This window comes from Pontiella desulfatans, from assembly GCF_900890425.1.
GTDB lineage: Bacteria > Verrucomicrobiota > Kiritimatiellia > Kiritimatiellales > Pontiellaceae > Pontiella > Pontiella desulfatans.
Genome location: NZ_CAAHFG010000001.1, coordinates 4,074,083 through 4,098,951 on the forward strand (window position 1 = coordinate 4,074,083; position 24,869 = coordinate 4,098,951).

Here is a 24,869-nt window from a genome sequence, read left to right on the forward strand (position 1 = left end):
CCCCGCCTATTCGTGGCGAAGCGCGTCGATCGGGTCCATCATGGCGGCACGGCGTGCGGGATAGATGCCGAACACCACCGAAACGGCAACAGAGACCGAGAAGGCAACGGCAAATGCGGGGAAGGTCAGAACTGTTTTCACATTGGTCACGGCCGTTATGGCCAGAGGAATGATGGCACCAAAAACCAACCCGATCACCCCGCCTGAGATCGAGAGGATCAACGTCTCCATGAGGAACTGGAGGACGATATCGCGGCGGCGCGCTCCCAGCGCTCGCCGGATGCCGATCTCGCGGGTACGTTCACTGACGGTCGCCAGCATGATGTTCATGATGCCAATGCCGCCGACAATGAGTGATATGGCGGCAATGGATCCCAGCACGATATTGAACAGCCGGCGCGTTTCGCGCGCCTGGCGGATGAGTTCAAGTGGAACCACAACACTGTAGTCTTCCTTCTTATGGTTTTTCTTGAGCAACCGTCGTACGGCATCGACTGCGCGCACCACATTTTCCTGCTCGTCGATCGTCAGAATCAACTCGTGCAGTTCAATCTTCTCGAAGGTGCCGCCGCCGTCTGCCCATTGCATGAAAAGGTCGCCGCGCTTCTGGAGATAGGTACGCAACGGAATGTAGACGTTTTGGTTTTCGCCATCGAGCCAGAGTTCGCCCCCGGATGGCAATTCGCCCTGGGCAATATCGCCGACGATTCCGACCACCGTGTAGGCATCGTTATCGATGGAAAGCGTTTGGCCAATGGGGTCGTAACCGGCAAAAAGCAGTCGTGCGAGCCGGGTTCCGATCACACAGACCGGAGTTCCGAATTCCATATCGGAGCTGGAGAGAAACCGACCTCGCACCATGCGGTAATTCTGGACGCGCAGATACCATGGAGTGGTTGCAACCACATCGGTCTGCAGCTTCCGCGCCTTGAAGCGAACATCGTAGCGCAACCGTTTCATCGGCGTACTCGACACCAGGTTGGGCACAAAGCGCGACAAATCCGAGGCATCCTTGTAGGTCAGGCCATAGGAGGCAACCATCGTTCGCCGCCCCCCGCCCCCTTTATCCTCCGAGGGGACCTTGATGCTTTGAAGCAGAATGTTCTGGCTGCCCATGCGCTGGATTTTTTCCTGTATTTCACGGTTGGCGCCTTCGCCCACGCTGAGCATGGCCACCACGGAACAGACGCCGAAAATGATGCCCAGCATCGTCAAGCCGGCGCGCAGCTTATACTGGCCGAGGTTCTTGACCGCCAGCTTGATCATCCGCTCTATGCGCATCGATTTCATGGTTTCGGCGCCCCGTTCCAATCGTTGGAAAGGATTTTGCCATCCAGGAAGCGAACCACGCGTTGGGCGCGATGCGCAATATCGTCATCGTGGGTAACCATCACGATCGTCTTGCCCTCGGCGTGCAGCTCGTCGATCAGCTCAAGAATTTCAGCGCCGGTCTTGGAATCGAGATTGCCGGTGGGTTCGTCGGCCAGCATTAGGAGAGGATCGCACACCAGGGAACGGGCAATGGCGACGCGCTGCTGTTGCCCCCCCGAAAGCTCCATGGGCTTGTGCTTCAACCGGTCTGAAAGCCCCATACGCTCGGCAAGGGCTTCGGCCTTCACCCGAGCCTCCGACTCCGGAACGCCTTGGTAGAACAAAGGCACCTCGATGTTCTCGAGTACGTTGAGCTGCGGGATCAGGTTGTAGGACTGGAAGATGAAACCGATCCGCAGGGAACGGATTTCCGAAAGCTGGTCGTCCGTCTTGTTCGCCACGCTTTCCCCGCCCAGCAGATAGTCGCCGCCGGAAAGATGATCGAGACACCCGAGCAGGTTGAGCAGGGTCGATTTGCCCGATCCCGACGCCCCCATGATCACGGCATATTCGCCGGGATCGATCCGCAGGTTGATCCCGCGCAGGGCAGTCACCCGCAAAGAGCCGTTCACATATTCCTTAACGGCATCTCTCAGCTCGACGATCGGGACGCTCATTCCTGAACCTTGGTTTCCTCTTCCTTGGATTCCTCGGCAAGCGGACTCTTTTTCAATTTGGAATCGGCTTCGAGTTCCACCTCGGCATAGAGCAACAGCTCTTCGCCCTCCTCCACCCCGTGAACAATTTCGATGGACTGCGTGTTGTATTTCCCAATGCCGACCTCGCGCAGCTCCTTGCGTCCGCGCTTTACCGTATAGACAAAGTGTTTCCCTTCGCTCGAAACCACCGACTGGATCGGGACATAAAGCACATCCCGCAATTGATCCGTCACAATTTCGACGGTTGCCGACATGCCCGGCTTTAGCTGGCCATCCGCGTCCGAGGCAACATCAACCATGATGGTATAGGTTTTCACGCCCGAGCTGTACCAGTTTTGCGAATCCGGAACGGCGCTGATTTTTTCCACGCGCCCACGAAGAATCAATCCCGGCACCGCATCCAATGTTGCAACCGCCTCCTGCCCGAGGGTCACTTTATCGATCATCGCCTCGGGGATCCCGACTTTCAGATCCCATGCGCTCAGATCCGGGAACGATAGGATGGCCTGGCGGTACTGGATCGTGGCGCCCTTTTCAATTTTCGCCATGCTCCCATAGCGGTTGGGCTTGGGGTAGAACACCTGTCCGCTGAAATCGGCATAGGATTTGGTATTGGCGAACTGTTCCTCGCGGGTAACGAGCTGGTTCCGCTCGATTTCCAGCCGGGTTTTTTTCGAAAGGATCGCAGCTTCCTTGCTTTCGATATCCGATAAGATGGTCTTTTCAAGCCGCCGCAGCGCATCTTTCGCATTCACCACCGCGTTATCCAGCTCCTTCTGCCGCTTGGTGTGGGTGTATTCCTTCAAGATCTTCAGGTCGGCGGTTTTGTTCCGGACCTCAACCTCCTTGCGCTGCACGCCGAGCCGGTCGGATTCCAGGTCGTTCTTGTTCGAATATCCCTTGTCGTAAAGCTCCTGCGTGCCTTCGAGTTCGCTTCGCGCTTTTTCATATTCCGCCTTGGCCAGCATGATATCCGATTCTGCCTTGTCCTTCATCTGGGTATATTCGACTTCGTTGTATTTTTTCAGATCCAGCTCCGCGAGTTCGACCTTCAGCTTGGCACTTTCCACATCGGTTGCGCTTTTAAGGCGGGCAATCTCGAGGTTTTCCTGCGCCAACTTCAGGCTCGCCTCGGCTTCGGCAACATCGGACTGCTGGTCCAGATAACGATCCATCAGCTCGTTCGACTCGAGTTCAAACAGCAGCTGGCCGTTCGTCACGGAACTGCCATCCTCAACCACTTCGATAATCTTGGCATCGCGATAGGCCTCGTTGAGGATATCCCGACTGCTCTTGGCCCTCAATTCGCCCGACTGAAGGATGCTCACCACCAGGTCGCCCCGTTGCACACGGCAGAGGTGGGCGCTATCCATATCGACACGGTCGGCGTCCTTGCCCGGTTTGAGGACAAGCGCAACCACCACGGCCATGGCGATGCCAATCCCGATCTGGAGCTTACGGCGTTGCCATGGTTTCTTCGTCGTTTGACTGTTCATACCACATTCCCTTTGGGTCGATTTCAAAACGTTCGATCGCATTCCAGAAACGCAACCGGTTGATGGTGTAGTCCACCAGCGCAATCGTGGCGGCGTTCTTCGAGTTCAGCAGGTCATCCTCCGCATCCAGCAGGTCGCGCGTCAGCGCCTTGCCCTGCTTGAGCAGCAACTGGGTGTTTTCAACCCGCCGCGTTGAAAGCTGCACACTCAGAAGCCGGTTCTTGTAGACGGAACGGTTGCGCTCCAGCTTGCGCCACAGGTCGCGCACATCGCGTTCCACGTCCGATTCGTCCTCTTCCAGCCCACGGATTTCCCGGTCGAGACCGATCTGGGCAACGCGGTATTTATTCCGCTTCTCCGTCCAGTCGAACGGCAGGCCAAGCTGCACACCTAGGTTTTGCGAAACATCGGTTCCACCGTGCGGCCCATCCTTCCCCGCGCTGTCGAACTGCTTCTCCACATCGTAGGAGACATCCAGATCCGGGAGGAAATTACGGCGCTGGATCTCCAGCTTGCGCTCCTGGTCCTCCACCTGCTCGCGCTTGTTGACCAAATCAAGACGGTTCGAGAGGGCCGACCGCATCGACTCCTCGAACTCGATATCGATCTCCACCAAGCCCTGCAACTCGAGGCGCACCAATTCGTTGGTGTCCGGAATGATATTGAGATCGACCGGCAGGCCCAAGGTGTAGCGGAAATCGTCGAGCGCCTCTTCATAGCTTGCCTTCGAGAGCGACCACCTGTCGGCGGCATCAAGCTCGCTCTGCAGAGCCTGGGCCGCCTGGAAATCGGCGATGCGCCCGGCCTTGGCATACGACTCGGTCTGCTCGCGGTTGGCCACGGAGCTTTCATAGTTTTTGCGCTGGTTGATCAACTGGTCGCGCGTCCGCAGGGTGGAATAGTATTGCGAAGCCACATCGATCACGAAATCCTGCTGGTAACGCTTGAACTCGCGGACGGCATAGACCATGTCGCGTTCGGCCTGCCGCAGCGGTTCCTTGGTCACCAGCGGGCCGAATCCATTGAGCAACGGCTGCACGATATTCAAGGAAAGCGCATTGTTTCCATCCGACATATCCGGGTTGGTGTAGTATTTAAGCAGGTTCTGGGTAAAGCCCAGGCTAACCTTGGCGCCCGAAGCCAGCGTACGCGTCACCCCGGCCTTGACCTGGGCGTTCACCCCGTTGTCGCCAAAACTCTCGGCGGTTCCATCGTTCTTGGTGGTGTACGAAGTCCCGGCGCTGGCCGAGGCGCTGAAGTCCCAGTTGAAGTCCTTTTGGATTTCGGTCAATCCCAATGCCTGGATGAAAAGGCTTTCCTTGCGCGTTTGGTAGGAACGGCTGTTGGCCATGGCCACGGCCAACGTGTCCGCCAACGAAAGCACCTCCGCCTCCTCCTGCGTCCGATCCATGGCCAGCAACTGGCGAACCAGCCCCGCATCGTTGGTGCCGATGGTAAACGGATCGGCACCGCCCAATCCAGCATGCTGCGCACCGGCAATGTTTCCGTAGGCGGCCTTGTCGGCCCGTTTCTCGGCATAGTTCCCGATTTTCGTGCACGAAGCCACCAGCGAAACCACCCCCAGCAACACCGCGGCGTTCACAACTCCCGATCTTCTTTCTCCCATAACAAGCATAAGACGACGAATCTATGGAAACGCGGACAGACGTTCAATGAATATTGAGCAAATTCAATTCAAGCGAGTTGCCTCAAATTAAATGACACCGAAGCATCCGATAGGATGCGGGCGGAAAGGATTCGTTGACTCACAAAAAATCACACCCTGTATACAGGGAGGATGAAAGAGATGAGTTGCGAAACCAGAATGGAATACATCGCGGTACAAAAACGCCGCTATAGGCGCGCGGAAAAGGCCTACAAGACCCGGTTGCTCGATGAAGTATGCGCGGTATGCGGCTATGATCGCAAGCATGCCACCAAGCTGCTCAACGACTCGTTTACGCCCTCCAGGGGCAAACGCGGCCGCAAAGGCGAGTACGACTCTGCTGAATTGCGCAAGACCCTCAAAACTCTGTGGCTTCGTTCTGGACAACTGTGCGGGAAGCGCCTCAAGCCTGCTATGCCACATTGGCTGAAGCACTATGAAAAACATTACGAACCGCTATCGACCGAATGCCGTGAAAAGCTACTGAGAATCAGCCCGGCAAGCATCGACCGGGTGCTCAAACCCTTCAAAGCGCAGTACCAGCGAAGGCGCAATACCGGTACCAAGCCCGGCTCGCTGCTCAAGAATCAGATCCCAATCCGCACCTCCACCGAGGACATCGACCGGCCCGGCTATCTCGAAGCCGACACAGTAGCCCACTGTGGCGGATCGATGAGCGGGGACTTCATCTGGTCGATCACCTATACGGACATCATAAGCACCTGGACGGTAACCCGCGCGGTCTGGAACAAAGGCGCTGAAGGCGTGATGCACCAAACCCACGACGTGGAAAACAAGCTGCCCTTCGCCATCCTGGGCTTCGACTGCGACAACGGCAGCGAGTTCCTCAACCACCATCTCACGCGCTACTTCCTGCAACGCAAACAGCCCGTCTGTTTTACACGCAGCAGACCGTACCACAAGAACGACAACGCCCATGTCGAACAAAAGAACTGGACGCACGTGCGCGAGTTGCTCGGCTACGACCGGCTCGACAACCCGGCCATGATCAGAGAGCTCAACGCACTCTACCGCGACTGGGAACGGCTCAACAACTTCTTCAAACCCTCGTTCAAGCTAAAAAGCAAGGTTCGCGTCAAAAGCCGGTACAAAAAGAAATACGATGCCCCCGCCACGCCCTTTGACCGCCTGAAGGTCAGCGGCATCCTTGGCGAACAACAGGAGGCTGCTCTGCAACGCGAATACGAAACGCTCGACCCTTTCGAGCTGGGCAATCGCATCCAGCGCCGACGTCGCAAGATCGAAAAAATGAAGAAAACCGGCGAGTCCGCCGCAGTCGGGGAACCCGGGTTCCCCGACTGCCTCCCCACCTTGACAACCCCCGAATTAGAGGGTACCCATTAATGCAGTCAAACGACTCCTCATCCGCACCTCTACGGTGTCATTTATTTTTGAGGCAACGCGCAAGCCCAAGGTTCACAAGCCGCAACCCGTGTGCTACAAACCCTTCCGAAGAATGGAAAACGGATGATCCCATGAAGCAGGTGCTCGTACTCATAAACCCCAAATCCGGCGTCGGCGGCCCCTACCGCTACATTACCGCCGTACAAAATGCGTGGGACAACGACGAGCACGACGTCTTCTACCAATTCAGCCAATCCGCCGCCGACGGCGCCGCCAAGGTGCGCCGCGCGATCGAGTACGGCATCGATACCGTGCTGGTGGTCGGAGGCGATGGCATGGTGAACACCATCGGCTGCGAATTGGTCGGCACCAACGTCAGCCTCGGCGTCATCCCCGCCGGTAGCGGCAACGGTTTCGCGCGGCATTTCAAGATTCCCCTGCAGCCCGTCGCCGCCGCAGAGGCGCTGCTCCACGGCCATACCGCCCCGATCGACGTCGGCAAAGTGAACAACCGCCTTTTTTTCGTGACCTGCAGCATGGCCTGGGACGCGGCCCTGGTTGAATCGTTCGAGAAATACCCCTTCCGCGGCCTGGTGCCCTACGTGCTGGCCGGCGCACAGCAGCTGCTCGAATACCGGGCGCAACCCTTCCACGTCGATCTCGACGGCGAACTCCTGGAACTCAAGCACCCGCTCATCTTCACGGTGGCCAACCTCTCGCAGTTCGGCAGCGACTTCCTCGTGGCCCCCGATGCGCAGGCCGATAGCGGGAACCTCGAACTCGTCGCCATCGAAAAAAAGGATGTGCCGCTGGTGCTCACGCAAGTGCACCGCTTCATCGAAAAAACATTCCACCACCATCCGCTCGTCACCAACCGGCATTTCAAGAAAATGACCGTGCGGCGCGAAACCCCCTCGCCCATCCAGGTCGACGGCGAACTCCTGCAGGCCGAAACCGAAGTTCACATCGAAGTGCTTCCCAGCGCCCTCAACGTCATCATCCCCAACTAAAACCCTGCGGAAAGGTCGCGCATTGACAGGCATGCGCAATACGCAGTACGAATTATCCCCCATGGACAACTTTTCAGAAGACACCCTCTTTATGCGCATGGCCTTGCGCGAAGCCGAACAGGCCGCCGCCGAGGGCGAGGTGCCTTGCGGGGCGGTCATCGTCCTGGACGGCGAGGTCATCGGCAAGGCGCACAACCAAACCGAAACCCTGAAGGATCCGACCGCGCACGCCGAAGTGCTCGCCATCACCCAGGCCACCCAGGCCGTCGGCAACTGGCGGCTCAACGGCGCGGTCATGTATGTGACGAAGGAACCCTGCCCGATGTGCGCCGGTGCACTGGTGCTCTCCCGCATGAAAAAGGTGGTCTGGGGCATGACCGACCCCATCCGGGGCGGCGCCGTCTCCAAGTTCAACATTCTCAACGAGGCCGACCTCAACCACGCCGTTGAAACCGAGGCCGGCCTGATGGAGGCCGACTGCAAAGCCGTCATGCAGGGTTTTTTCCAAGACCTGCGCCTACGAACGAAGGAGCAACGGCAACAGCGAAAACTGGACGGGGAAGAAACCGGCTAAAGAAACGGCGACGGATACGTTCTATGGGACTTCGTCGATCCAACCGCCACCCAAAACCTCGCCATCCCGGTAAAAAACGGCGGCCTGGCCCGGGGTCAGCGCAAACTGCGGTTCGCCGAAGACCACCGAGCCCTTTCCATTGCCCACTTTGACGGTCGCGACGGCCCCGTTGGAGCGGTAGCGCGGACGAACCTCGCAGTGCAAGTCGCCCTCGGGAGCCTTCCCGGAAATCCAGTGGATATCGGCCAGCGTGCATTCGGACTTCATGACGCCGGGGCGCGGGGCCACCTCGACCACGTTGTTTTCCTTGTCGAGCCGCTTAACGTACATGCGTTCACCCAGGGCAATGCCCAGCTTGCCGCGTTGCCCCACGGTAAAGCGGTGCAACCCGTCATGATGCCCGACAACGTTTCCGTATTGGTCGTGGATTTCGCCGCGCCGCATAACCGATGGATCGCGCTGTTCGACAAAATCGGGAAGTTTTCCCTCCTCCACAAAACATAGATCCTGGCTTTCGCCGCGCGGCACGATCGGCAGGCCGCGCTCCTCGGAATAAGCCTTCACCTCCGGTTTCGGCAGGTCGGCCAACGGGAAGAGAAGGAATGCGAGCTGCTTCTGGCTGAGGCGATGCAGGAAGTAGGATTGATCCTTGTTGGAATCCTGCGCGGCCAGCAAATGAAACATCCCGTCGTCCTTCTTCCGGACACAGGCATAATGCCCGGTGGCGAGATGGTCGCAATTCAGCTGGAGTGCCCGATCCATCAAAAAGCCAAACTTCACAAACGAGTTGCAGTAGATGCAGGGCGAAGGCGTTCGCCCGGATGCATAGGCCTCGACAAAGGGATCCACGATTTTATCGGTGAAGATTTCCTGGGCGTTGACGACATAGTGGCGAATGTCGAGATAAGCGCACACCCGGCGCGCACGCTCGACATCCTCGAGCGAACAGCAACGGGAGCCATCCTTCCACATATGGGCGGTCAGGCCGATCACCTCATACCCCTGGTCAACAAGCATGGCGGCGGCGGCGGAGCTGTCGGTTCCCCCGCTCATGCCGATGGCCACACGACCTTTTGTACTGTTTTGGTCTTGTTCGGACATGCGCGGAACATAGACATGCTCCGCGGGCAAGGCAAGACCGGCTAGGTGTTAAATTGCCTTTTGTGCGGATCGAACGGCTCGGATCCCTCAGGAATATAGGATTTGTGGTTCGGGTTGCTACACAGCTCCATGCCCGCATACATGGCCAGGTGGCGGCAACTCCGGTTGTTCCCGCAAAGACACACCGAATACTGGGGAAGATAATCCGATGTGACACAGTCGGAAAAGTCCTCTTTCCATATACTCGTATATTCCGGAGCTTGCTCTTTTTTCCTTTTCCCAAAGATCCACCACATGGAACCCCCCACCTTTACTCGCTCTTTCACCGACCAGGCCGAACAGACTTTCAAAGAGAAAGCCCGGGGTAAAGCGAATCCTTCATGAATTTTTAGTATTTTTTACTAGACTGCCGAGCTAGTACATATTACTACTAACCATTCTTTAACAAACAACGAGGTATATTACATGGCTACAAATCCTATTGGAAAAAACACAAAGACCATCGGTATTAACATGTCCAAGGAAATGGCAGATGAACTGGAAAAGCGCGCGTGCTCCATGCATCTTTCCACCAGCAAATACTGCAAGGTAATCCTGACCGAATGGCTTTCCTCCGGCAAGAAACTGACGCTGCAGGAAAGAAAATAGATTTTCCTTGTTAGTTATTAATAAGGCTGACCAAGGGGGCTCCTTTCGGGGAGCCTTTTTTTTGCTTTCGGCCATTTCCCGGAACCGCCCGACGGGCCAGACCCAATTCTAAAAAATGCCAAGGTTAGTCTTTGACATCCCCACCATCAGGGGTTAAGTTCCGCGATCATTTTTGAAAAACCAACGACGGAGAGTTTATCATGTCCATGCATAGCAGTTTGAAAGGCGCGGCGAAGATCCGCACCAAACGCAACGTTCTCAAGCGTTTCGAGCGAATCGAAAGCCTCAAGAAAGACGGACGTTGGAAAGAAGGCGACCGCGCACACGGCCTGCCGAAAACCAAGCCCGAAGATTAATTCGGAGTAGGATTGATTTGCAGAGCACTCCAGGCGCAGCCGGGAGTGCTTTTTTTTATTAGGTGCCCCATGCAGGAACAGATACGACTTCAGAAATACCTGGCCGATTGCGGCCTCGGCTCCCGGCGCTTCTGCGAAACGCTGATCACCGCCGGACGGGTTAGTGTTGACGGAAAAACCGTCACCGAGCTCGGCACCAAGGTGGCCCCGGACACGCAGACCGTGGTTTGCAACGGCCAAACCCTGGCCAAGGAACCGCCCGTCACCATCCTGCTCAACAAACCGCCGAAGGTCATCTGCACCTCCGACGACCCGCAGGGGCGCACCACCGTGCTCGACCTGCTCGACGACCTCCCCGAACGCGTCTACACCGTCGGCCGCCTCGACTTCATGAGCGAGGGGCTGATCATGGTCACAAACGACGGAAACCTCGCCCACGCCCTGATGCACCCGAGCCACCATGTGGAAAAAATCTACAAGGTATGGATCGACGTACCTCTCGGCTACCACCAGCTCAAGAAAATGACCCGCGGCATCCCCAATGGCGGCGAAACCCTGCGCGTGCTCGCCATCGACGAAGGCCGCCACACCAAACAGGGTGTCGAATACACCATAACCCTCGGCGAAGGCAAGAACCGGCACATTCGCCGCCTAATGGAGCACTTCGACAAAAAGGTGTTCCGCCTCATGCGCATCGCCATCGGCCCCATCCGGCTCGACGAGCTCAAACCCGGCGAATGGCGCCGCGCCAAACCCGCCGAACTCAAGCTGCTCCGCAAGGCCATTGCAGAGAAAAAAGGGAGCAACGGCCAATAATATCAATCACGTCCGTCCTCACGATCGTGAGTACAGACGTGACAGCGATATTCAGCGCGTGGAAGTGGAATGACTCGCTCGCCCCCCTATACCGCGACGGATCAAGGGTTAGTAAAACCCCGTAAAACCCGCTTGACTAATTCCCGCAAAACACTACCGTGTTGCTCATATTTAAACATTGAGAGCGGCGTGAGGGAACTGGCCCTGAGATCGCCCGGCAACCTGAGAACTCGCTAAGGTGCCAAGGCCAGGCTTTGCTGCGCAAAGCAACGATGTGTTCCCCATAAAGGGAAAATGTTCGGTGTCTTTCCTCAGAGTATCCCCCACTCCGCCATGGAAAATTGTGAACCACGGATTGACACGAATGATGATGGCTTGTTTGCTTCAAGACTCCGCCCTCCAATTAGGGAGTTTTGTTTTTACTTCCATTTGAAATCTGCGTGCATCTGTGGTTCTAAAAACGGAAAGGAAAGAAACCCATGAGCAAACTGGAAACGAAATGCCTGCACGCCGGCTACACCCCGGAAGCCACCACGAAATCGCAAGCCGTTCCGCTGTACCGGACGGCGGCCTACCGCTTCGACAGCACCGAACATGCGGCCAACCTATTCGCCCTGAAAGAGCTAGGCAACATCTACACCCGTCTGATGAATCCGACCACCGACGTGCTTGAGCAGCGCATTGCCGCGCTTGAAGGCGGCGCGGCCGCCCTCGCCCTCGCTTCCGGCACCAGCGCCATCTTCTACAGCATCATCAACCTGGCGCAGGCAGGCGACGAGATTGTTTCGGCCAACAATCTCTATGGCGGCACCTACACGCAGTTCAACGACATCCTCCCCTCCATGGGCATCAACGTGAAATTCGTTGATCCGTCCGATCCAAAAAACTTTGAAGCGGCGATCAACGAAAAGACCAAGGCGGTCTTCTGCGAAACCATCGGCAATCCCGCGCTGGAACTGGTCGATCTCCAAGGCATTGCCGACGTGGCGCACGCCCACGGCATTCCGCTGATTGTCGACTCGACCTTCACCACCCCCGCCCTGCTGCGCCCGCTTGAACACGGCGCGGACATCGTGGTGCATTCGCTCACCAAGTGGCTGGGCGGCCACGGCACCGCCATCGGCGGCGCGGTGGTCGATTCCGGCAAGTTCGATTGGACAACCGGCAAGCATCCGCTGCTCTCCGAGCCGGATCCGAGCTACCACGACATCCGCTACGCCACCGATCTCGGCGACCTGGCGCCGCTCGCCTACATTTTGCGCATGAGGCTCGTCCCGTTGCGCAACCTCGGCGCGTGCATTTCGCCGGACAACGCCTGGATGGCGCTGCAGGGCATCGAAACCCTCGGCCTGCGCATGGAGCGCCACTCCGAGAACGGTCTGGCTGTTGCCGAACGCCTGAAGAAGAGCGACAAGGTCGAGTGGGTCAAGTATGCGGGTTATGATGATAAGGCTTCAACCTACCTGCCCAACGGAGCCGGCGGCATGGTGGTCTTCGAGATCAAGGGCGGCGAAGAAGCCGGCCGCAAGTTTATCGAAGCCCTCGAACTCTTCTCGCACCTGGCGAACGTTGGCGATGCCAAGAGCCTGGCGATCCACCCGGCCAGCACAACGCACTCGCAGCTCACCGCGGAGCAGCAGGCGGGCGGCGGAATCACCCCCGGTCTGATCCGCCTTTCCGTAGGGCTTGAACATATCGACGATATCCTGTCTGATATTGACCAAGCTCTGGCAAAGATCTAATCAGCCGGTTACCGGAATACAGGGCCATCCCTGCGGGGGTGGCCTTTTTGTGGGGATGCAATGGAAGTTAGAACACAGTTTTTCACCTACGGCGCAGACGAGGAATCGCGACTGGTGCTGCACGACGGCACCGACTTCGGCCCCGTTACACTCGCCTATGAAACCTACGGCGAACTGAACGAGGCCAAGGACAATGCGATCCTGGTCTTCCACGCGCTTACGGGATCCCAGCACGTTGCGGGTTTCAACCCCGCAGTTCCGGGCATCGGCGACCGATGGACGGACGAGTGCCAGCCCGGTTGGTGGGATGGGTTTGTCGGTTCCGGCAAAGCGATCGACACCGACCGGTTCTTCGTGGTGTGCGCAAACTTTTTCGGAGGTTGCTACGGCTCCACCGGCCCCGCCTCCATCAATCCGGAAAGAGGCAAACCCTACGGCGGCGACTTTCCGCAGATTTCCTTCGGCGACATTGTCGACTCGCAGCTCCCGCTGTTCGACGAGTTGGGCATTGCCCGTTTCCACGCGGTGGTCGGCTCCTCGCTGGGCGGATTGCTGACCATGAATTTCGCCACGCGCTATCCGGAAAAAGTCGGCCGCATCATTCCCGTGGCCTGCGGCCTGCACTCGACCACCCTCACGCGGGTGCACAACCTGGAGCAGATCCTCTCCATCGAAAACGACCCCAACTTCTGCAACGGGCACTACTATGACGGCCCCGCCCCGCTGCGCGGGCTGGCGCTGGCCCGCATGATTTCGCACAAGACCTTTGTCTCGCTGCACGACATGGAGGCGCGCATGACCGACAAGTGCGAACAGGAGCAGGACGAATTTTCATGGTACAAGATCAAGACGCCGCTCGAATCCTACATCCTCCACCAAGGGCGCAAGCTGGTGCGGCGCTTCGATGCCAACACCTACCTCAACCTGATTTCCGGATGGAGCAACTTCAACTTGCTGCTCGACTCGGGATGCGCCACCTACGACGACCTGTTTGAAGGCTGCCGCGATCAGGAATACCTCGTCTTCAGCATCAGCTCCGATGTCTGCTTCTATCCCGAGGAACAGGAAGCCATCCATCTAGAGCTGGTTAAGGCGGGCGTGAAATCGGAATATATTACGGTGGAATCCGACAAGGGCCACGACTCCTTCCTCATCGAACCCGAACTCTATTCCGCCTCCATAAAGCATATGCTTGAAAAAGAGTAGCCCGTGAACTATTCCCTTGCCACCAGCGCCTTCGCCTTGTTGCTCTGTTCCTGCCAGAGTCCCATGCGATCAGGAGAGCAATGGCAACACGGCACCTACAAACGAAAAACGGACATCAAGTTCAACGGACTGTCCCGCAGCTATCTTCTGCATATTCCCGAAACGATGCCACCCAACGGTTGGCCACTCGTTGTTGTGCTACATGGCGCATTCAGTACGGCGAAGGAGATGGAACGGCAAAGCGGGTTCAGCGCACTGGCCGACCAAGAGGGATTCAGCGTGGCCTATCCCAACGGCATCGGCCTGTTCGGTCAGCTTCAGCACTGGAATGCCGGGCACTGCTGTGGCAAGGCGGCAAAAGACAACGTCGATGACGTCGGCTTCATCAGCGCCGTGATCGACAATGCCGTACAGGCGTGCCCCATCGACAAAAACCGCATTTATCTGATCGGTTATTCAAACGGAGGCATGATGGCCTACCGTTATGCGGCGGAACAAACCGGACGCCTTGCCGCCGCAGCCGTATTCGCCGCAGCCATCGACAGCACCGTTGAAGGCGAAGACGATGCATGGACGCCTCCGCAGCCGACGCGCCCCCTACCCATCATGATCCTGCACGGCAAGGCCGACGACATCGTGCCGCTCCAAGGTGGCGCGAGCCCGGCAAAAGCCAATGGACGCCACTATGCCTCGGTGGCAGCGGCCAAGAGGTTTTGGAACAGCAACAATGGCACAACGGCGGAAGTACGGGTCGAGTTCCTCGAAGATTGGGGGCATATGTGGCCGGGGCCCTGGTTCACCAACCGCGAGGACGCTCCAGAAGCCATGCGCGGATATGATGCCGCAAAAGTGATCTGGAATTTTTTCCGTCCGTACCGACTACTGTAGCTTTTCCAGCAACTCGCGGGCGTCGCTTTGGCAATAGAGGTTCCAGAAAACGGGGCCGGGGGCTTGCGCCGCATCCTGGGCTAGCACCCATTGCAGGTCGGCCATGGCGGCGGCGCGGTCCCCGGTCTTCCCATAGTAGTATCGCGCCCGGCCCCAGCGGTTCAGCAACCAGTCCGGACCGCAAGCCACCGCCTTTTCAAAATAGGCTTCCGATTTTTCCATGTCGCCGCCGGCAATGGCCGGCATGAGATAGTAGATGCCATAGGTGAAATGAAGCTGGCCGCCGCCCCAGTCCGGACCGAGCGCATAGGCCCGCGCCAGAACCTGCTCCGCCCGGCGCACCCAGCGCAGGTTGAAAGGTTTCAGCGTTTTATTCAGGCATTCATCGAATTGATAAAAGAGCGCGGTTACCCAGAAACTCATGGCGGGCAAATATGTTTCATCGAGCACGGCGACGGCGTCCCACGTTTTTTTTCCAGCTTCGATTTCCCGACGGAACTCCGGCGACGTCATCATGGCAATCTCGTTAAAGTGCAGCGCCTTGACATAGGCTGCCTTTTTCTTGCGCACGCTCGTTTCGTAGGCCGCCCCCTTGAAAATATAAAGGTTGCTCAACCTCGCCAAAATTTCGAGGTCGGTGGTGTCTTGTTCCAGCACTTTTTCCAAGGCCTCAATGGCTTGGTCGACCTGTTCGGCATCGGTGGCCTGGTTGATCTGGGAAAGGGCTGCTTCGCGGGAACCCGATGCGTTGTGCCGATGGCCGGCCCCCTGCTGGGTTTGGGGGGAAGGAACCGAAATGCAACCGCACAACGAAAACAGGACTAAACTGGTGAGGAGAGGATTAATCGCATTCATGAATGCGTTGTACACCTTTTTTGAACGAAGAGAAGCCTTTGATTTCATGTTTTGAACACGGTACGTTGTGCCCATTGCAAAGAAAGGAGTTCAAATGATCGTTGTTTTATCCCCCTCCAAAAGCATGGATATGGAACCGGGCAAGGTTGCCGAATTCACGCAACCGGCATTCCTCGACCAATCGCAGAAGCTGGTTTCCAAGGTGCGGAAAATGTCCAAGGCCGAGTTGATGGAGTTCATGGCGGTCAGCGAAAAACTGGCCGACCTCAACCGCCAGCGCTTCAAGGATTGGCAACCGCCCTTCACCCCCGCCAACGCCAAGCAGGCGGTGCTGGCCTTCACCGGCGATGTCTACGATGGGCTCGACGCGTCTTCGCTCAAGAAACGCGACCTGACCTATGCCCAAAACCACCTGCGCATCCTGTCCGGCCTATATGGTTTGCTGAAACCGCTCGACCTGATCCAGCCCTACCGCCTTGAAATGGGCCGTCCGCTCGAAACGCGCGGCGCAAAGAATCTCTACGAGTTCTGGAAGGCGACCGTCACCGAAGAACTCAACCGGACTCCGGGCGACCTGCTGGTCAACCTGGCCTCGAACGAATATTTCAAGGCCATCGACAAACGCACGCTCGACAAACCGATCGTCTCGCCGGTCTTCAAGGATGAAAAGAACGGCCAGTTCAAAATCATCAGCTTCTTCGCCAAGAAGGCGCGCGGCACCATGGCGCGCTTCATCATCGAAAACCGCGTGAAGGATGCCGATGGCCTGCTGAACTTCAAAGAGGACGGCTACCGTTACGCAGCCGCCCTCTCCAAACCGGACGCGCCCTGTTTCACGCGCCCGGAACGCTAGCGCCCTAGAGCTCCCTAAGCCGGTAGAACAGGGCCGCCTCGGTTGCGGGAATCGAAACCGGATTGGTTGATCCGCTGGCGGAATCCACCCAGTTGCTCTGGAGGTTGAAGGTTTCCTGCAAAATCCAACCGGGATCGGCGGGAAGCCAGGAAACCACCGCATTGGTTCCGCCATCCACCACAATGTCCAGCCACGGGGCCCCGGCGGATTGTACCGCCTGCGGCACCCAGAAGCCGCCGTGGACGGCATAGGAACCGCCGGCCATGTTGCCGGAGTCGGCCTGCCCAATGGTTCCGCGCAGGGTATAGCTACCCCCGGCGGAGTTTCCGCCGCCGCCATCGATCGTCGACCAGTCGATGGAATACTGCGCCATGGCGGCCAGGGCGGCCACCGACACAGCGAAAGCTATTAGTTTGATTTTCATGTCCATCCTCCTCAGTTGGTCAGCGGACTGCCGATTTTGATCCGGGTTTCCGTGCCGCTCCGGGCATGGAAGCCGGGCTGCAACACCACCTTGTTGCCGGAGATCAAGCGGACACGCGAACCGGCATTGGCCGTGAAGCTTCCTACAGTCAGCGTATCGGTCACGATCTTATCGGCCGTCTCGTCGTTGTTCACCGTGTTGCCGTTCAGCGCCACGGAAGTGACGGGCGTGGTCTGGTGGTTGACCACGGTGGCATCGCCGTCATCCAGTGCGCTTTCGTTGTCCTGCGCAAAGTTGGCGCCGTTGATGGCGGTGCCCATGGCGACCGTGGGCGAGACCGGCGAGTTGACTGCGGGATTCGACCAATAGTTCAACCGTGTGGCGGAGTTGCCCCCCGTGACCGCCATGATGGTGCGCCAGGTGGTGTTCCCCTGCCGGAAACCGTGGCCGTAGGCGAACGGAGTCAAGGTGCCGTCGGTGTCGTGGCGGCAGCCCTGGCAGTGCCCGAACTCGTGAATGAACGAATAGTTGCCGGTGGCGCAACTATACGTCGTGCACTGGAACATGTTGGCGGCGGAGGTGTAGTCGAAACCATAGGCCCAACCACACCAGGCCGTGTCGCGGCCATCCACGATCAGACAGCACATATCGGCATCGTATTCGTTCCGCAACGTGTGCACTTCGTCGGCAAACCCGTCCCCGTTGCTTTGGAAATTATCGACATCGTTCTCGATGGCGGTGGTTTCCGTGGCTCCGGTTTCGTAGAGGCAGGCCAGCTGCAGCCGCGCCGCCACAAGGCTGTTGGCATAGCCCTGGTTCGACTCCGCGATCGCCAGGTCGATATGCTCCTGCATCGTGCGGTTGTAGTCGGCCAAGGTTTTGGCCTGGCTACTGGACGTGTAGGCCACCAGGATCCGGATCCGGTTGGCCGTCGGCGTATCGCCCAGGGCGCCATCGCCTTGCGGCCCATCGTCGGGAACCGCATCGCCGGCGTCTGCCGGAAGGCTGGTCGCCCGGGTTGGCCGGGCGGAGCCGTCGTTGCCACACGACGGGAAGGCCGATTGATCCAACTCGACGATGGCCACTGCGCCATCGTCCATGGGATACAATTCGAAAACCCCATCCATGGAGGCTATCTTCCCGCTAATCCGGTCGCCGTTGATGATCAGAGCCACACTGCCCTTGCCATCGCGCAGGTTGCCGAGCCATGTTTTGTTCCGCGCCCCGGTGAAACCGATATCGGTTTTGTCGGCCACCATGGGCGTATCCGCAAACGGGTTCAGTGTTAGAGCATCGGCCGCCAACGAAGCCCTGTTCAGCACGGCGGTTCGGATGCGCTTGGTGGTGGCCCGCATGTGTATCCGCTGGGCGAAGGCTTCCATCGGCGCGGACATCACCGCATCGCCCTGCCCGAGGAAGAGCGAAGGAGGGGGCTCGTTTGCCCACGTTGCCAGCGCAACCCCCAGCATTAGATTAAGAATTATTGCAGTTTTCATGGCAATGCCTCCTCCGGCTAGTCGACCAACCGGGCTTCGAGTTCGGCGATGCGTTTTTCCTGCTTGATGGTGTAGAGCGTGAGTTCCTCGATCTTTTCCATCATGCGCTTTTGCATTTGCCCGATCGACAGGCCTTCTTCCGCAACAATCTCGGCGGAGGGGATGCCCGGCAGGCGCTTGTTGGCCTTGATGTGCTCCTCGACTTCCGCCAGGGAACGCAGGTTGTAGTCCGGTTCGAAGACATAGTCCGGCCAGCTGCCCGAATCCTGCACCAGCACCTCTTCGCAGGCAATCTGCCCATCCACGGAAAGCTCATAGCCGCTTGCCCGCGTGCGGGTGTTGATCGTCACGAAATCGCCACCGATAGCGACCTCCATCGCGACAGCGTTTTCGTTCGTCGAGTCCGAGCTGAATACGAATGAGTCCTTGGTGTCATCATAGAACATTCCCCAGCCTGGATAGGTCGGTGAGTGGGACGCAACGGCCCGGGGAGCATTAAAGGTACCGGACTCATTGATATACAGCATGGGATCGGTGCTGTTCGGGAAACCGACCGAACCATTGACCGTTAACTCGGTAAAGGTTGACGCCGTACCGATGCCCACCTGTCCACTGTCATTGGCCACCAGGGCGGTTGTGAAGTCCGGATACAGGATAATGGAACCTGGCTGATCGGTGCCGATATACAAGTCATCGTTGTAGGCTTGGCTCCACGCCTTCCGATCCCCACCACCATGCATTTCGAGAATAGGATTCGAAGGTGCATGAAGTTCCAAGACGGTCAGTGAGTTGGAGATCACCACCAGGCCATCGATAGACGCGTCTCCAGCGATAGCCATGTTGCCATCGACAGCAACGCCGCCCTCGAACGAACCGGCCAGGTTTTCCGCACCGTTTTCGGCCCGGGCATAGAGCGCAATGTTTTGCGTTCCGGCACCGTCGGCCACGAACGCGGCGCCATAGTTGACGTTGCCGGAATCCTTGTTCCAACCCGCAACGGCGGCCCCGTCGCTACCCAGGTCGTGCTTGATGCCGACCACACCGGCATTGACGACCGTGCTGACGGGAAAACTAACGGGCGCCAAGGTTGGACTTAAGACGCCCAGCAAACCTTCGGCATACACACTGCCGCCAGACCCATCTGCTCCCCGCACGGCACCATGTCCGCCAGTGTACTGCTGCACGTTCAGGCCATGGCCGTCCGGATCGGTATACTGCCCCAGCGCCACATCGCCACTGCGGTAGATCGAACCGCTTAGACCGCTTCCTAGGAAGTAGGCCCAATCGCCGTCGTCCACCAACGGTGAAAGATCAACGTTCAGCGTTCCGCCGGCATCCGTGATGCCCAGCGTGCTACCGGTTAATCCGGCGCTGAAGTTAAGTTCGTTAAAGGCACTCGCATCGGCATCGTTCACCAGCGCGGCCAGGTTCACGCTCTTTGTTCCGCCGGCATCCGTGACTTGCAGCGTGGTGCCCGCAAGCCCGACGCTGGTGTTCAGCTCGTTGGCGGGATTCGAATCCGCATCGTTGATGCCACCAGCCACGCTGGCCGCGATTGTTGCGCGGACGGCATACGGAGCCGAAGTGAACTTGGTGCGCGGCGCGAGCGTCGTGAATCCACCGCCGCCATTGGTCTGCACCCCGATTTCCAACCACCGGTCCGCGCCGTTGAAAACAGCACCGAAATCCAGTTCGGTGGAAAACAAGCCGCCATCCACGGGAAGGCCGATTTGATTGAGGGTGCCTCCAACCTGCCCACCTCCAACGGACGAATCCCAAACCTTGAATTGAAGATCATAGCTACCATCCGCCGGAAAACCGACGTCGTCGAGTTGGCCTTGGTAGGTGAACGCCGTGCCTTGCGCATAAACGCAGGTGCCCGCAAACAGTGCGGCCGTTGCAACGATTGCTGATTTGAATCCGCTCCGGATTCCATCTTGAACTCTAGTACTCATTATCAACCCTCCCTTAGGTGATAACTCAAGTTTACCGACTCATGACACAGGCTGACGCCTGCACTCGTGGAAGCATTGGGCATGGCTTGCCTACCGATGTGAACCTTTGAACAGAGCTCAAAATTTCGGTTAAAAAAAGGCCCTTTTCTTCCGATCAACGGGAGGAGCATTACGCCTTTGTTTACATCTTGTCTAATTAAAATAATTTATTTTTACATAAGATATACGCACTCAATTATAATTATTAAAAAAATGCACGGGATTCCAAAAGCGCTTTCCATCCCCCCTTGTTTTAAACGAAAAAAAGGGCGGCGATCGCAACGATAGCCGCCCTTTCCAAACCATACCCACCCTGTTTCACACGCCCAGAACGCCAACGGCCAGTTGTCGCCTGGCGGCAGAAAAAGCACCCGGCCTAGGGTTTCCCGATAGGCTCCAAAATCATTTCCGCACCGAGGGCATGAACCGCTCGCTTGAGTTCAGCCAGCTCCCGTTCCATCCGCAGAATTTGCGCATCCTTTTGTTCCAACTTACGGTTCAGCCCCTGGATAGCGGCCAAGGTTATGCCATTGGCATCGCTTGCATTGATATGTAGGCCATCCTCGCCCAGGCCGAATGCGGCCCGGAAATCCTGGGCCATCGGCCCCACGTGCCTAATGCCGGGATCCTGCGACACAACATTCCACTCCGACACCGGCAAGTCCGCTACCTTTTGCAGAATCTCCACCGGATCGATCGGACGGAAATTTTCCTTGAGGTTGCGATCACTCGTCCAGCTCCAGGCCAGTCCGCCGGCCGGCAAATAAACGGTAAGGGTTGGCGTACCCGTTCCATCCACCGCAGTGATGAAACGAACACCGCCGGTGGTGCGGGCCGCAAATTCGTTATTCGCGGTCGAATAGAAGGGTACACTTTGATAGTCGGCCCAGACGAATGAGCCCTCGTGAAGGGCTTTGGCATAGTTTCCCGCCGCAAAGCTGCATATGCCCCCCGCCGCATTCCCGGTTCCGCCGGGCACCGTCGCGAAGCTGTTGGTGGCCTGGTTGTCCCAGCCCCCGCCGACCACCGCCGCGTTGCGGGTTGCTTCGTTCCAAACGCCTCCCCCAACCGTCGTGTAGTCGTTGGATGCAACATTGGCCGAGCCTCCACCAATAAAGCTGCACGTACCTGCAGCGACATTGCCAATGCCCCCGCCGATCGTCGCATAGTAGAGCGCTTCGTTTCGCTCACCCCCCCCAACGGTTGCGTTGTCGCCCGATGCAGAATTTTCCTTGCCACCGGCAACAGAAGAGAAACTCCCCACTGCGGCATTTTCCCTCCCCCCGCCAACGTGCGCTTCAAATCCCGAGGCCGTGTTCAGATGCCCCCCGCCCACCACGGCCGAAGAACCCGAAGCAACATTCATTGCCCCGCCACCAACCGTTGCCGATGACCTGTCGGCCTTGTTCGACCAGCCTCCGCCCACTGTGGAGTATATCCAACCGGCACTGTTTTCCTGCCCGCCTCCCACAACCGAGGATTCGCCGTCTGCACGGTTCATGTTGCCCCCTCCCATGGCCGCATATGCGCCATCGGCCAGGTTGGCAAATCCGCCACCCACCGCACCATGGCTTCCGTTTGCCCGGTTATTCTTTCCTCCGCCGATCGCGGCGGCAGTGCCATTGGCCGTATTGGCCTCCCCTCCGGCGATCGTTGCCATCGAACCAAACAGCGTGTGGCCTTGTCCCGTTTTCAAGCGCCCGGCTTTGAGGTCGCCGCCAACAATCTTATCCCCCAGAATGGCCGCATCCGCATGAATGTGGCCATCAGAGATGGCCCAACTCCCGATTTCGGATGCACCGACTGCACCCGAAGCAATTTCGGAAGCCCCCACGGATCCCGCCTGAAGATCGTCAGCCGTCAGACTGTTGTCGACAACCTCCGACGAGCCGACGGAGTTTGGCCCTAGATCCGACGATGTAAGGCTGTTGTTGACCACTTCCGAGGAGCTAATCGAATTTGCAGGATCGCTTGCCGCGGCCTGTGCCGAGAGCGCCGCAATGGCATAGGGAGTCGAGGTGAACCTGGTGCGCGGCACCAAGGTGGCGAATCCGCCACCGCCGTTGGTCTGCACGCCGATCTCCAACCAACGGTCAGCTCCCGTGAAGATGCCCGACCCAAAATCAAGCTCCAGCGCAAACAGGCCGCCCTCAACCGGCATGCCGATGGCGGTTTGGGTGGAACCAACCTGCGATCCTCCCGCCGAAGCCGTCCATACCTTGAACTGCATATCGTAGGAACCGTCGGCCGCATGGCCGCCATCGTCGAGTTGCCCCTGGTAGGTGAATGCCGTGCCTTGCGCGAGCGCGCCGGTTCCCGCACACAATGCGAGTGCGGTGGTGATTGCAAACAGGAATCCGGAACGGATTCCCCGCTGACTTGCCTTTTTCATTTTCTGCCCTCCCGTATCCAGCAGCACTGCGGATTAACCCTATCGCACAGGCGCAATGCCTGTATATTCCGGAACCGGAAAACAGCACCGGCCCCTATTTCCCATCGCGTTCGCTCAACATGGGGCTCCGGGCGCACCGGCATGGCGCGCCCGAAATTCCACTGTTTTAAAGCTCCCTCAGCCGGTAGAACAGGGCCGCCTCGGTTGCGGGAATCGAAACCGGATTGGTTGATCCGCTGGCGGAATCCACCCAGTTGCTTTGCAGGTTGAAGGTTTCCTGCAGCACCCAGTTGGGATCGGCCGGATACCACGACACCTCGACGCTCGCCACGCCGTCCACGGCAATGGTTAACCATGGCGCACCGGCCACCTGCACGGCCTGCGGCACCCAGAAACCGCCGCGGACGGCGTAGTTGCCGCCATCCATGTTGCCGGCGTCGGGCTGGCCGATGGTGCCGCGCAGCGCGTAGCTTCCGCCGGACATCGCCCCGCCACCGCCATCGAGGGTCGACCAATCGATGGAGTATTGCGCCAACGCCACCAATGCGGTTGAGATGATGGCGATTGCTAGAGTTTGTTTTTTCATGGCTGTTCCTCCTCGGCTTCCGCCGTCCTCTCCTTCTCGCGTTCGAGTTTCCTGGCCTTGAGTACTTTCATTTTCTCGGCCTTCTTCCCGAAGCGATTCTTCAGGCCGGGTTGATCGGACTCGGCGGCCGCCTTGGCATAGAAGGTTTCGGCTTCGTCGAATTCCTCCTTGGCCTTAAGCCGGGCCGCAATCTCGATCAACAAGGCATGGCGGTCCTTGCCCTTGGCAAGCTCCGCCGCCCGGCGGATCGCGGCCAATGATCCTTCGTCGTCGCCTTCGCGCGTCAGCCGCTGCGCCAGGGCCACCTGCACCGCCACCGCCGTGTTGGTGGAGTTTTCCAGGTTATGCCCCAACTCGTAATCCCGCTCCTTTCCCTGGATGGTGGAGGAGCCTTGGCGGGTGATCAGATCCGTGTTGGTATCGATCACCGATGCCGGGTCGTCGTGGGAGCCGCTGGCCATCAGCACCAGCGTCCGGTTGTTGGCTTGCCCGGCACTGATGGCCGACTGGATGGTGGGATATGGATTGTCCCACGACCCATTCGCCCCCGTCGCCGTCGCCCCGTCCTTGATGTAGACCGGCGTGCCGGTCAGCAACCAGTTGCGGTCGTCATAGGTCTGGTCGCTCATGCGGTTGTTTTGCTGCGGGGTGATGATGTGGGTGTTGTCCACGTCGTGGTACGACATGAGGTTTTCCCAGGTGTTGTCCACCAAGGCCTTCTGCGCCGCCGAGCAATCGTCGTAATTCAACGCGTATGAATTCTGCGCAATTTGATCCCGGGTCCAGTTCTGGTTATCGGGCAAGGTGTCGGTGCAGCCATCCCCGTTCGGCAAGGTGCTGGAATGGGTATGGTACAGGTTCACGCTATGCCCGGTTTCATGCAACATGAGCGGATCGTATGCGTACTGGTTGAACAGCACGATGTTGTTGTTCGGCGGGAAGTCGGATATGGCGCTATAACCCACATCGTTCCCGTTGATATACATGTTGATGGCATCGGTTCTCCAATGCCATGTGGTCGGGTCGGCAATGGCCGCGTCGCGAATCGCATCGCGGTTGGCCCCGTTGTTGCCACCCGATGGAAGATTGTAGAATTCCTCTTCCCCGAACACCTCGTTGATGCCCAGCAACTGGAATTTGTATTCCGTGCCGTTCTCGGCGAGGATCTCGTTGGCCCGCGTCACTTGGTCGTTCACCTCGGCATCGGTGTTGAGGTCGCCCGTGGCGGGGCGGTTGTCCGATGCGTCGAGGATAAAGTTGACCGAGACCCGAATGGGCAGTTCAAGAGCGCAAACCTGCCGAACTGGTATGGCTGCAATCAGCAGCAGGCAGAGCAGCCGCGCTATGCTATTTGTGCATGTTTTCATGGCG

Annotated in this window: 22 protein-coding genes and 1 riboswitch; of the genes, 10 read left to right on the forward strand and 12 right to left on the reverse strand. The window is 58.2% G+C overall.

Annotation, left to right across the window (positions count from 1 at the left end):
* Positions 1-6: 6 nt before the first annotated feature.
* Genes E9954_RS14395 through E9954_RS14410 form a run of 4 tightly spaced genes read right to left on the reverse strand, consistent with a single transcriptional unit; the run spans position 7 to position 5,153 of the window.
* Positions 7-1,290, reverse strand: coding sequence for an ABC transporter permease (locus E9954_RS14395; protein WP_136079843.1), 1,284 nt, complete (start codon positions 1,288-1,290; stop codon positions 7-9).
* Positions 1,287-1,988 (reverse strand): ABC transporter ATP-binding protein, encoded by a 702-nt coding sequence (locus E9954_RS14400; protein WP_136079844.1) that lies wholly within the window; start codon positions 1,986-1,988, stop codon positions 1,287-1,289. Before E9954_RS14400 ends, E9954_RS14395 begins: the two co-directional genes overlap by 4 nt.
* Positions 1,985-3,526 carry an efflux RND transporter periplasmic adaptor subunit gene (locus E9954_RS14405; protein WP_168442267.1) on the reverse strand — a complete coding sequence of 514 codons (1,542 nt, stop codon included), beginning with the start codon at positions 3,524-3,526 and terminating at the stop codon, positions 1,985-1,987. The genes E9954_RS14400 and E9954_RS14405 overlap by 4 nt, the downstream gene beginning before the upstream one ends.
* Positions 3,486-5,153, reverse strand: a complete 1,668-nt coding sequence (locus E9954_RS14410) for a TolC family protein (RefSeq protein WP_168442268.1) — start codon at positions 5,151-5,153, stop codon at positions 3,486-3,488. The genes E9954_RS14405 and E9954_RS14410 overlap by 41 nt, the downstream gene beginning before the upstream one ends.
* Positions 5,154-5,333: 180 nt before the next feature.
* Between E9954_RS14410 and E9954_RS14415 the strand changes: the two genes are divergently transcribed.
* From E9954_RS14415 to tadA, 3 genes are all read left to right on the forward strand, one after another.
* Positions 5,334-6,557 carry a DDE-type integrase/transposase/recombinase gene (locus E9954_RS14415; protein WP_136077388.1) on the forward strand — a complete coding sequence of 408 codons (1,224 nt, stop codon included), beginning with the start codon at positions 5,334-5,336 and terminating at the stop codon, positions 6,555-6,557.
* A 131-nt stretch (positions 6,558-6,688) separates the two neighbouring features.
* Complete coding sequence (locus tag E9954_RS14420; RefSeq protein ID WP_168442269.1) at positions 6,689-7,567, forward strand: diacylglycerol/lipid kinase family protein; 879 nt, start codon at positions 6,689-6,691, stop codon at positions 7,565-7,567.
* Between the two features lie 61 nt (positions 7,568-7,628).
* Positions 7,629-8,141, forward strand: coding sequence for a tRNA adenosine(34) deaminase TadA (gene tadA / locus E9954_RS14425; protein ID WP_136079848.1), 513 nt, complete (start codon positions 7,629-7,631; stop codon positions 8,139-8,141).
* Positions 8,142-8,162: 21 nt separating this feature from the next.
* Here the strand turns inward: tadA and mnmA are convergent, their stop codons facing one another.
* Positions 8,163-9,242 carry a tRNA 2-thiouridine(34) synthase MnmA gene (gene mnmA / locus E9954_RS14430; RefSeq protein WP_136079849.1) on the reverse strand — a complete coding sequence of 360 codons (1,080 nt, stop codon included), beginning with the start codon at positions 9,240-9,242 and terminating at the stop codon, positions 8,163-8,165.
* 465 nt (positions 9,243-9,707) lie between these two features.
* On the opposite strand from mnmA, the gene E9954_RS14435 reads away from it, so the two are divergent.
* The 6 genes from E9954_RS14435 (at position 9,708) to E9954_RS14460 (ending at position 14,898) form a co-directional block, all read left to right on the forward strand.
* Complete coding sequence (locus tag E9954_RS14435; protein WP_136079850.1) at positions 9,708-9,890, forward strand: hypothetical protein; 183 nt, start codon at positions 9,708-9,710, stop codon at positions 9,888-9,890.
* Positions 9,891-10,090: 200 nt separating this feature from the next.
* On the forward strand, positions 10,091-10,246 hold the full coding sequence (locus E9954_RS14440) for a small basic protein (RefSeq protein WP_136079851.1): 156 nt from the start codon (positions 10,091-10,093) through the stop codon (positions 10,244-10,246).
* Positions 10,247-10,315: 69 nt separating this feature from the next.
* Positions 10,316-11,062, forward strand: a complete 747-nt coding sequence (locus E9954_RS14445) for a pseudouridine synthase (RefSeq protein WP_136079852.1) — start codon at positions 10,316-10,318, stop codon at positions 11,060-11,062.
* A 172-nt stretch (positions 11,063-11,234) separates the two neighbouring features.
* A riboswitch (SAM riboswitch) is annotated at positions 11,235-11,341 on the forward strand.
* Positions 11,342-11,541: 200 nt separating this feature from the next.
* Positions 11,542-12,804: an O-acetylhomoserine aminocarboxypropyltransferase/cysteine synthase family protein gene (locus E9954_RS14450; protein ID WP_136079853.1), complete on the forward strand. Its 1,263-nt coding sequence runs from the start codon at positions 11,542-11,544 to the stop codon at positions 12,802-12,804.
* Positions 12,805-12,864: 60 nt separating this feature from the next.
* Complete coding sequence (metX, locus tag E9954_RS14455; RefSeq protein WP_136079854.1) at positions 12,865-14,010, forward strand: homoserine O-acetyltransferase MetX; 1,146 nt, start codon at positions 12,865-12,867, stop codon at positions 14,008-14,010.
* A gap of 3 nt (positions 14,011-14,013) precedes the next feature.
* Positions 14,014-14,898 (forward strand): alpha/beta hydrolase family esterase, encoded by an 885-nt coding sequence (locus tag E9954_RS14460; protein WP_136079855.1) that lies wholly within the window; start codon positions 14,014-14,016, stop codon positions 14,896-14,898.
* Here the strand turns inward: E9954_RS14460 and E9954_RS14465 are convergent.
* The gene (locus E9954_RS14465) at positions 14,890-15,753 is read right to left on the reverse strand and encodes a TRAP transporter TatT component family protein (protein WP_168442270.1); all 864 of its coding nucleotides are present in this window, start codon (positions 15,751-15,753) and stop codon (positions 14,890-14,892) included. The genes E9954_RS14460 and E9954_RS14465 overlap by 9 nt on opposite strands.
* A gap of 94 nt (positions 15,754-15,847) precedes the next feature.
* Here E9954_RS14465 and yaaA point away from each other — a divergent pair, with 94 nt between their 5' ends.
* Positions 15,848-16,606 carry a peroxide stress protein YaaA gene (gene yaaA, locus E9954_RS14470; RefSeq protein ID WP_136079857.1) on the forward strand — a complete coding sequence of 253 codons (759 nt, stop codon included), beginning with the start codon at positions 15,848-15,850 and terminating at the stop codon, positions 16,604-16,606.
* Positions 16,607-16,610: 4 nt separating this feature from the next.
* Here the strand turns inward: yaaA and E9954_RS14475 are convergent, their stop codons facing one another.
* From E9954_RS14475 to E9954_RS14500, 6 genes are all read right to left on the reverse strand, one after another.
* Positions 16,611-17,030, reverse strand: a complete 420-nt coding sequence (locus E9954_RS14475) for a hypothetical protein (protein WP_136079858.1) — start codon at positions 17,028-17,030, stop codon at positions 16,611-16,613.
* A gap of 11 nt (positions 17,031-17,041) precedes the next feature.
* Positions 17,042-18,526, reverse strand: a complete 1,485-nt coding sequence (locus E9954_RS14480) for a M12 family metallo-peptidase (RefSeq protein WP_136079859.1) — start codon at positions 18,524-18,526, stop codon at positions 17,042-17,044.
* 17 nt (positions 18,527-18,543) lie between these two features.
* On the reverse strand, positions 18,544-20,481 hold the full coding sequence (locus tag E9954_RS14485; RefSeq protein WP_136079860.1) for an autotransporter outer membrane beta-barrel domain-containing protein: 1,938 nt from the start codon (positions 20,479-20,481) through the stop codon (positions 18,544-18,546).
* 415 nt (positions 20,482-20,896) lie between these two features.
* The gene (locus tag E9954_RS14490; RefSeq protein ID WP_136079861.1) at positions 20,897-22,912 is read right to left on the reverse strand and encodes a tail fiber domain-containing protein; all 2,016 of its coding nucleotides are present in this window, start codon (positions 22,910-22,912) and stop codon (positions 20,897-20,899) included.
* Between the two features lie 166 nt (positions 22,913-23,078).
* Positions 23,079-23,498, reverse strand: coding sequence for a hypothetical protein (locus E9954_RS14495; protein WP_136079862.1), 420 nt, complete (start codon positions 23,496-23,498; stop codon positions 23,079-23,081).
* Positions 23,495-24,865, reverse strand: coding sequence for a zinc metalloprotease (locus tag E9954_RS14500; protein ID WP_136079863.1), 1,371 nt, complete (start codon positions 24,863-24,865; stop codon positions 23,495-23,497). The genes E9954_RS14495 and E9954_RS14500 overlap by 4 nt, the downstream gene beginning before the upstream one ends.
* Positions 24,866-24,869: the final 4 nt, after the last annotated feature.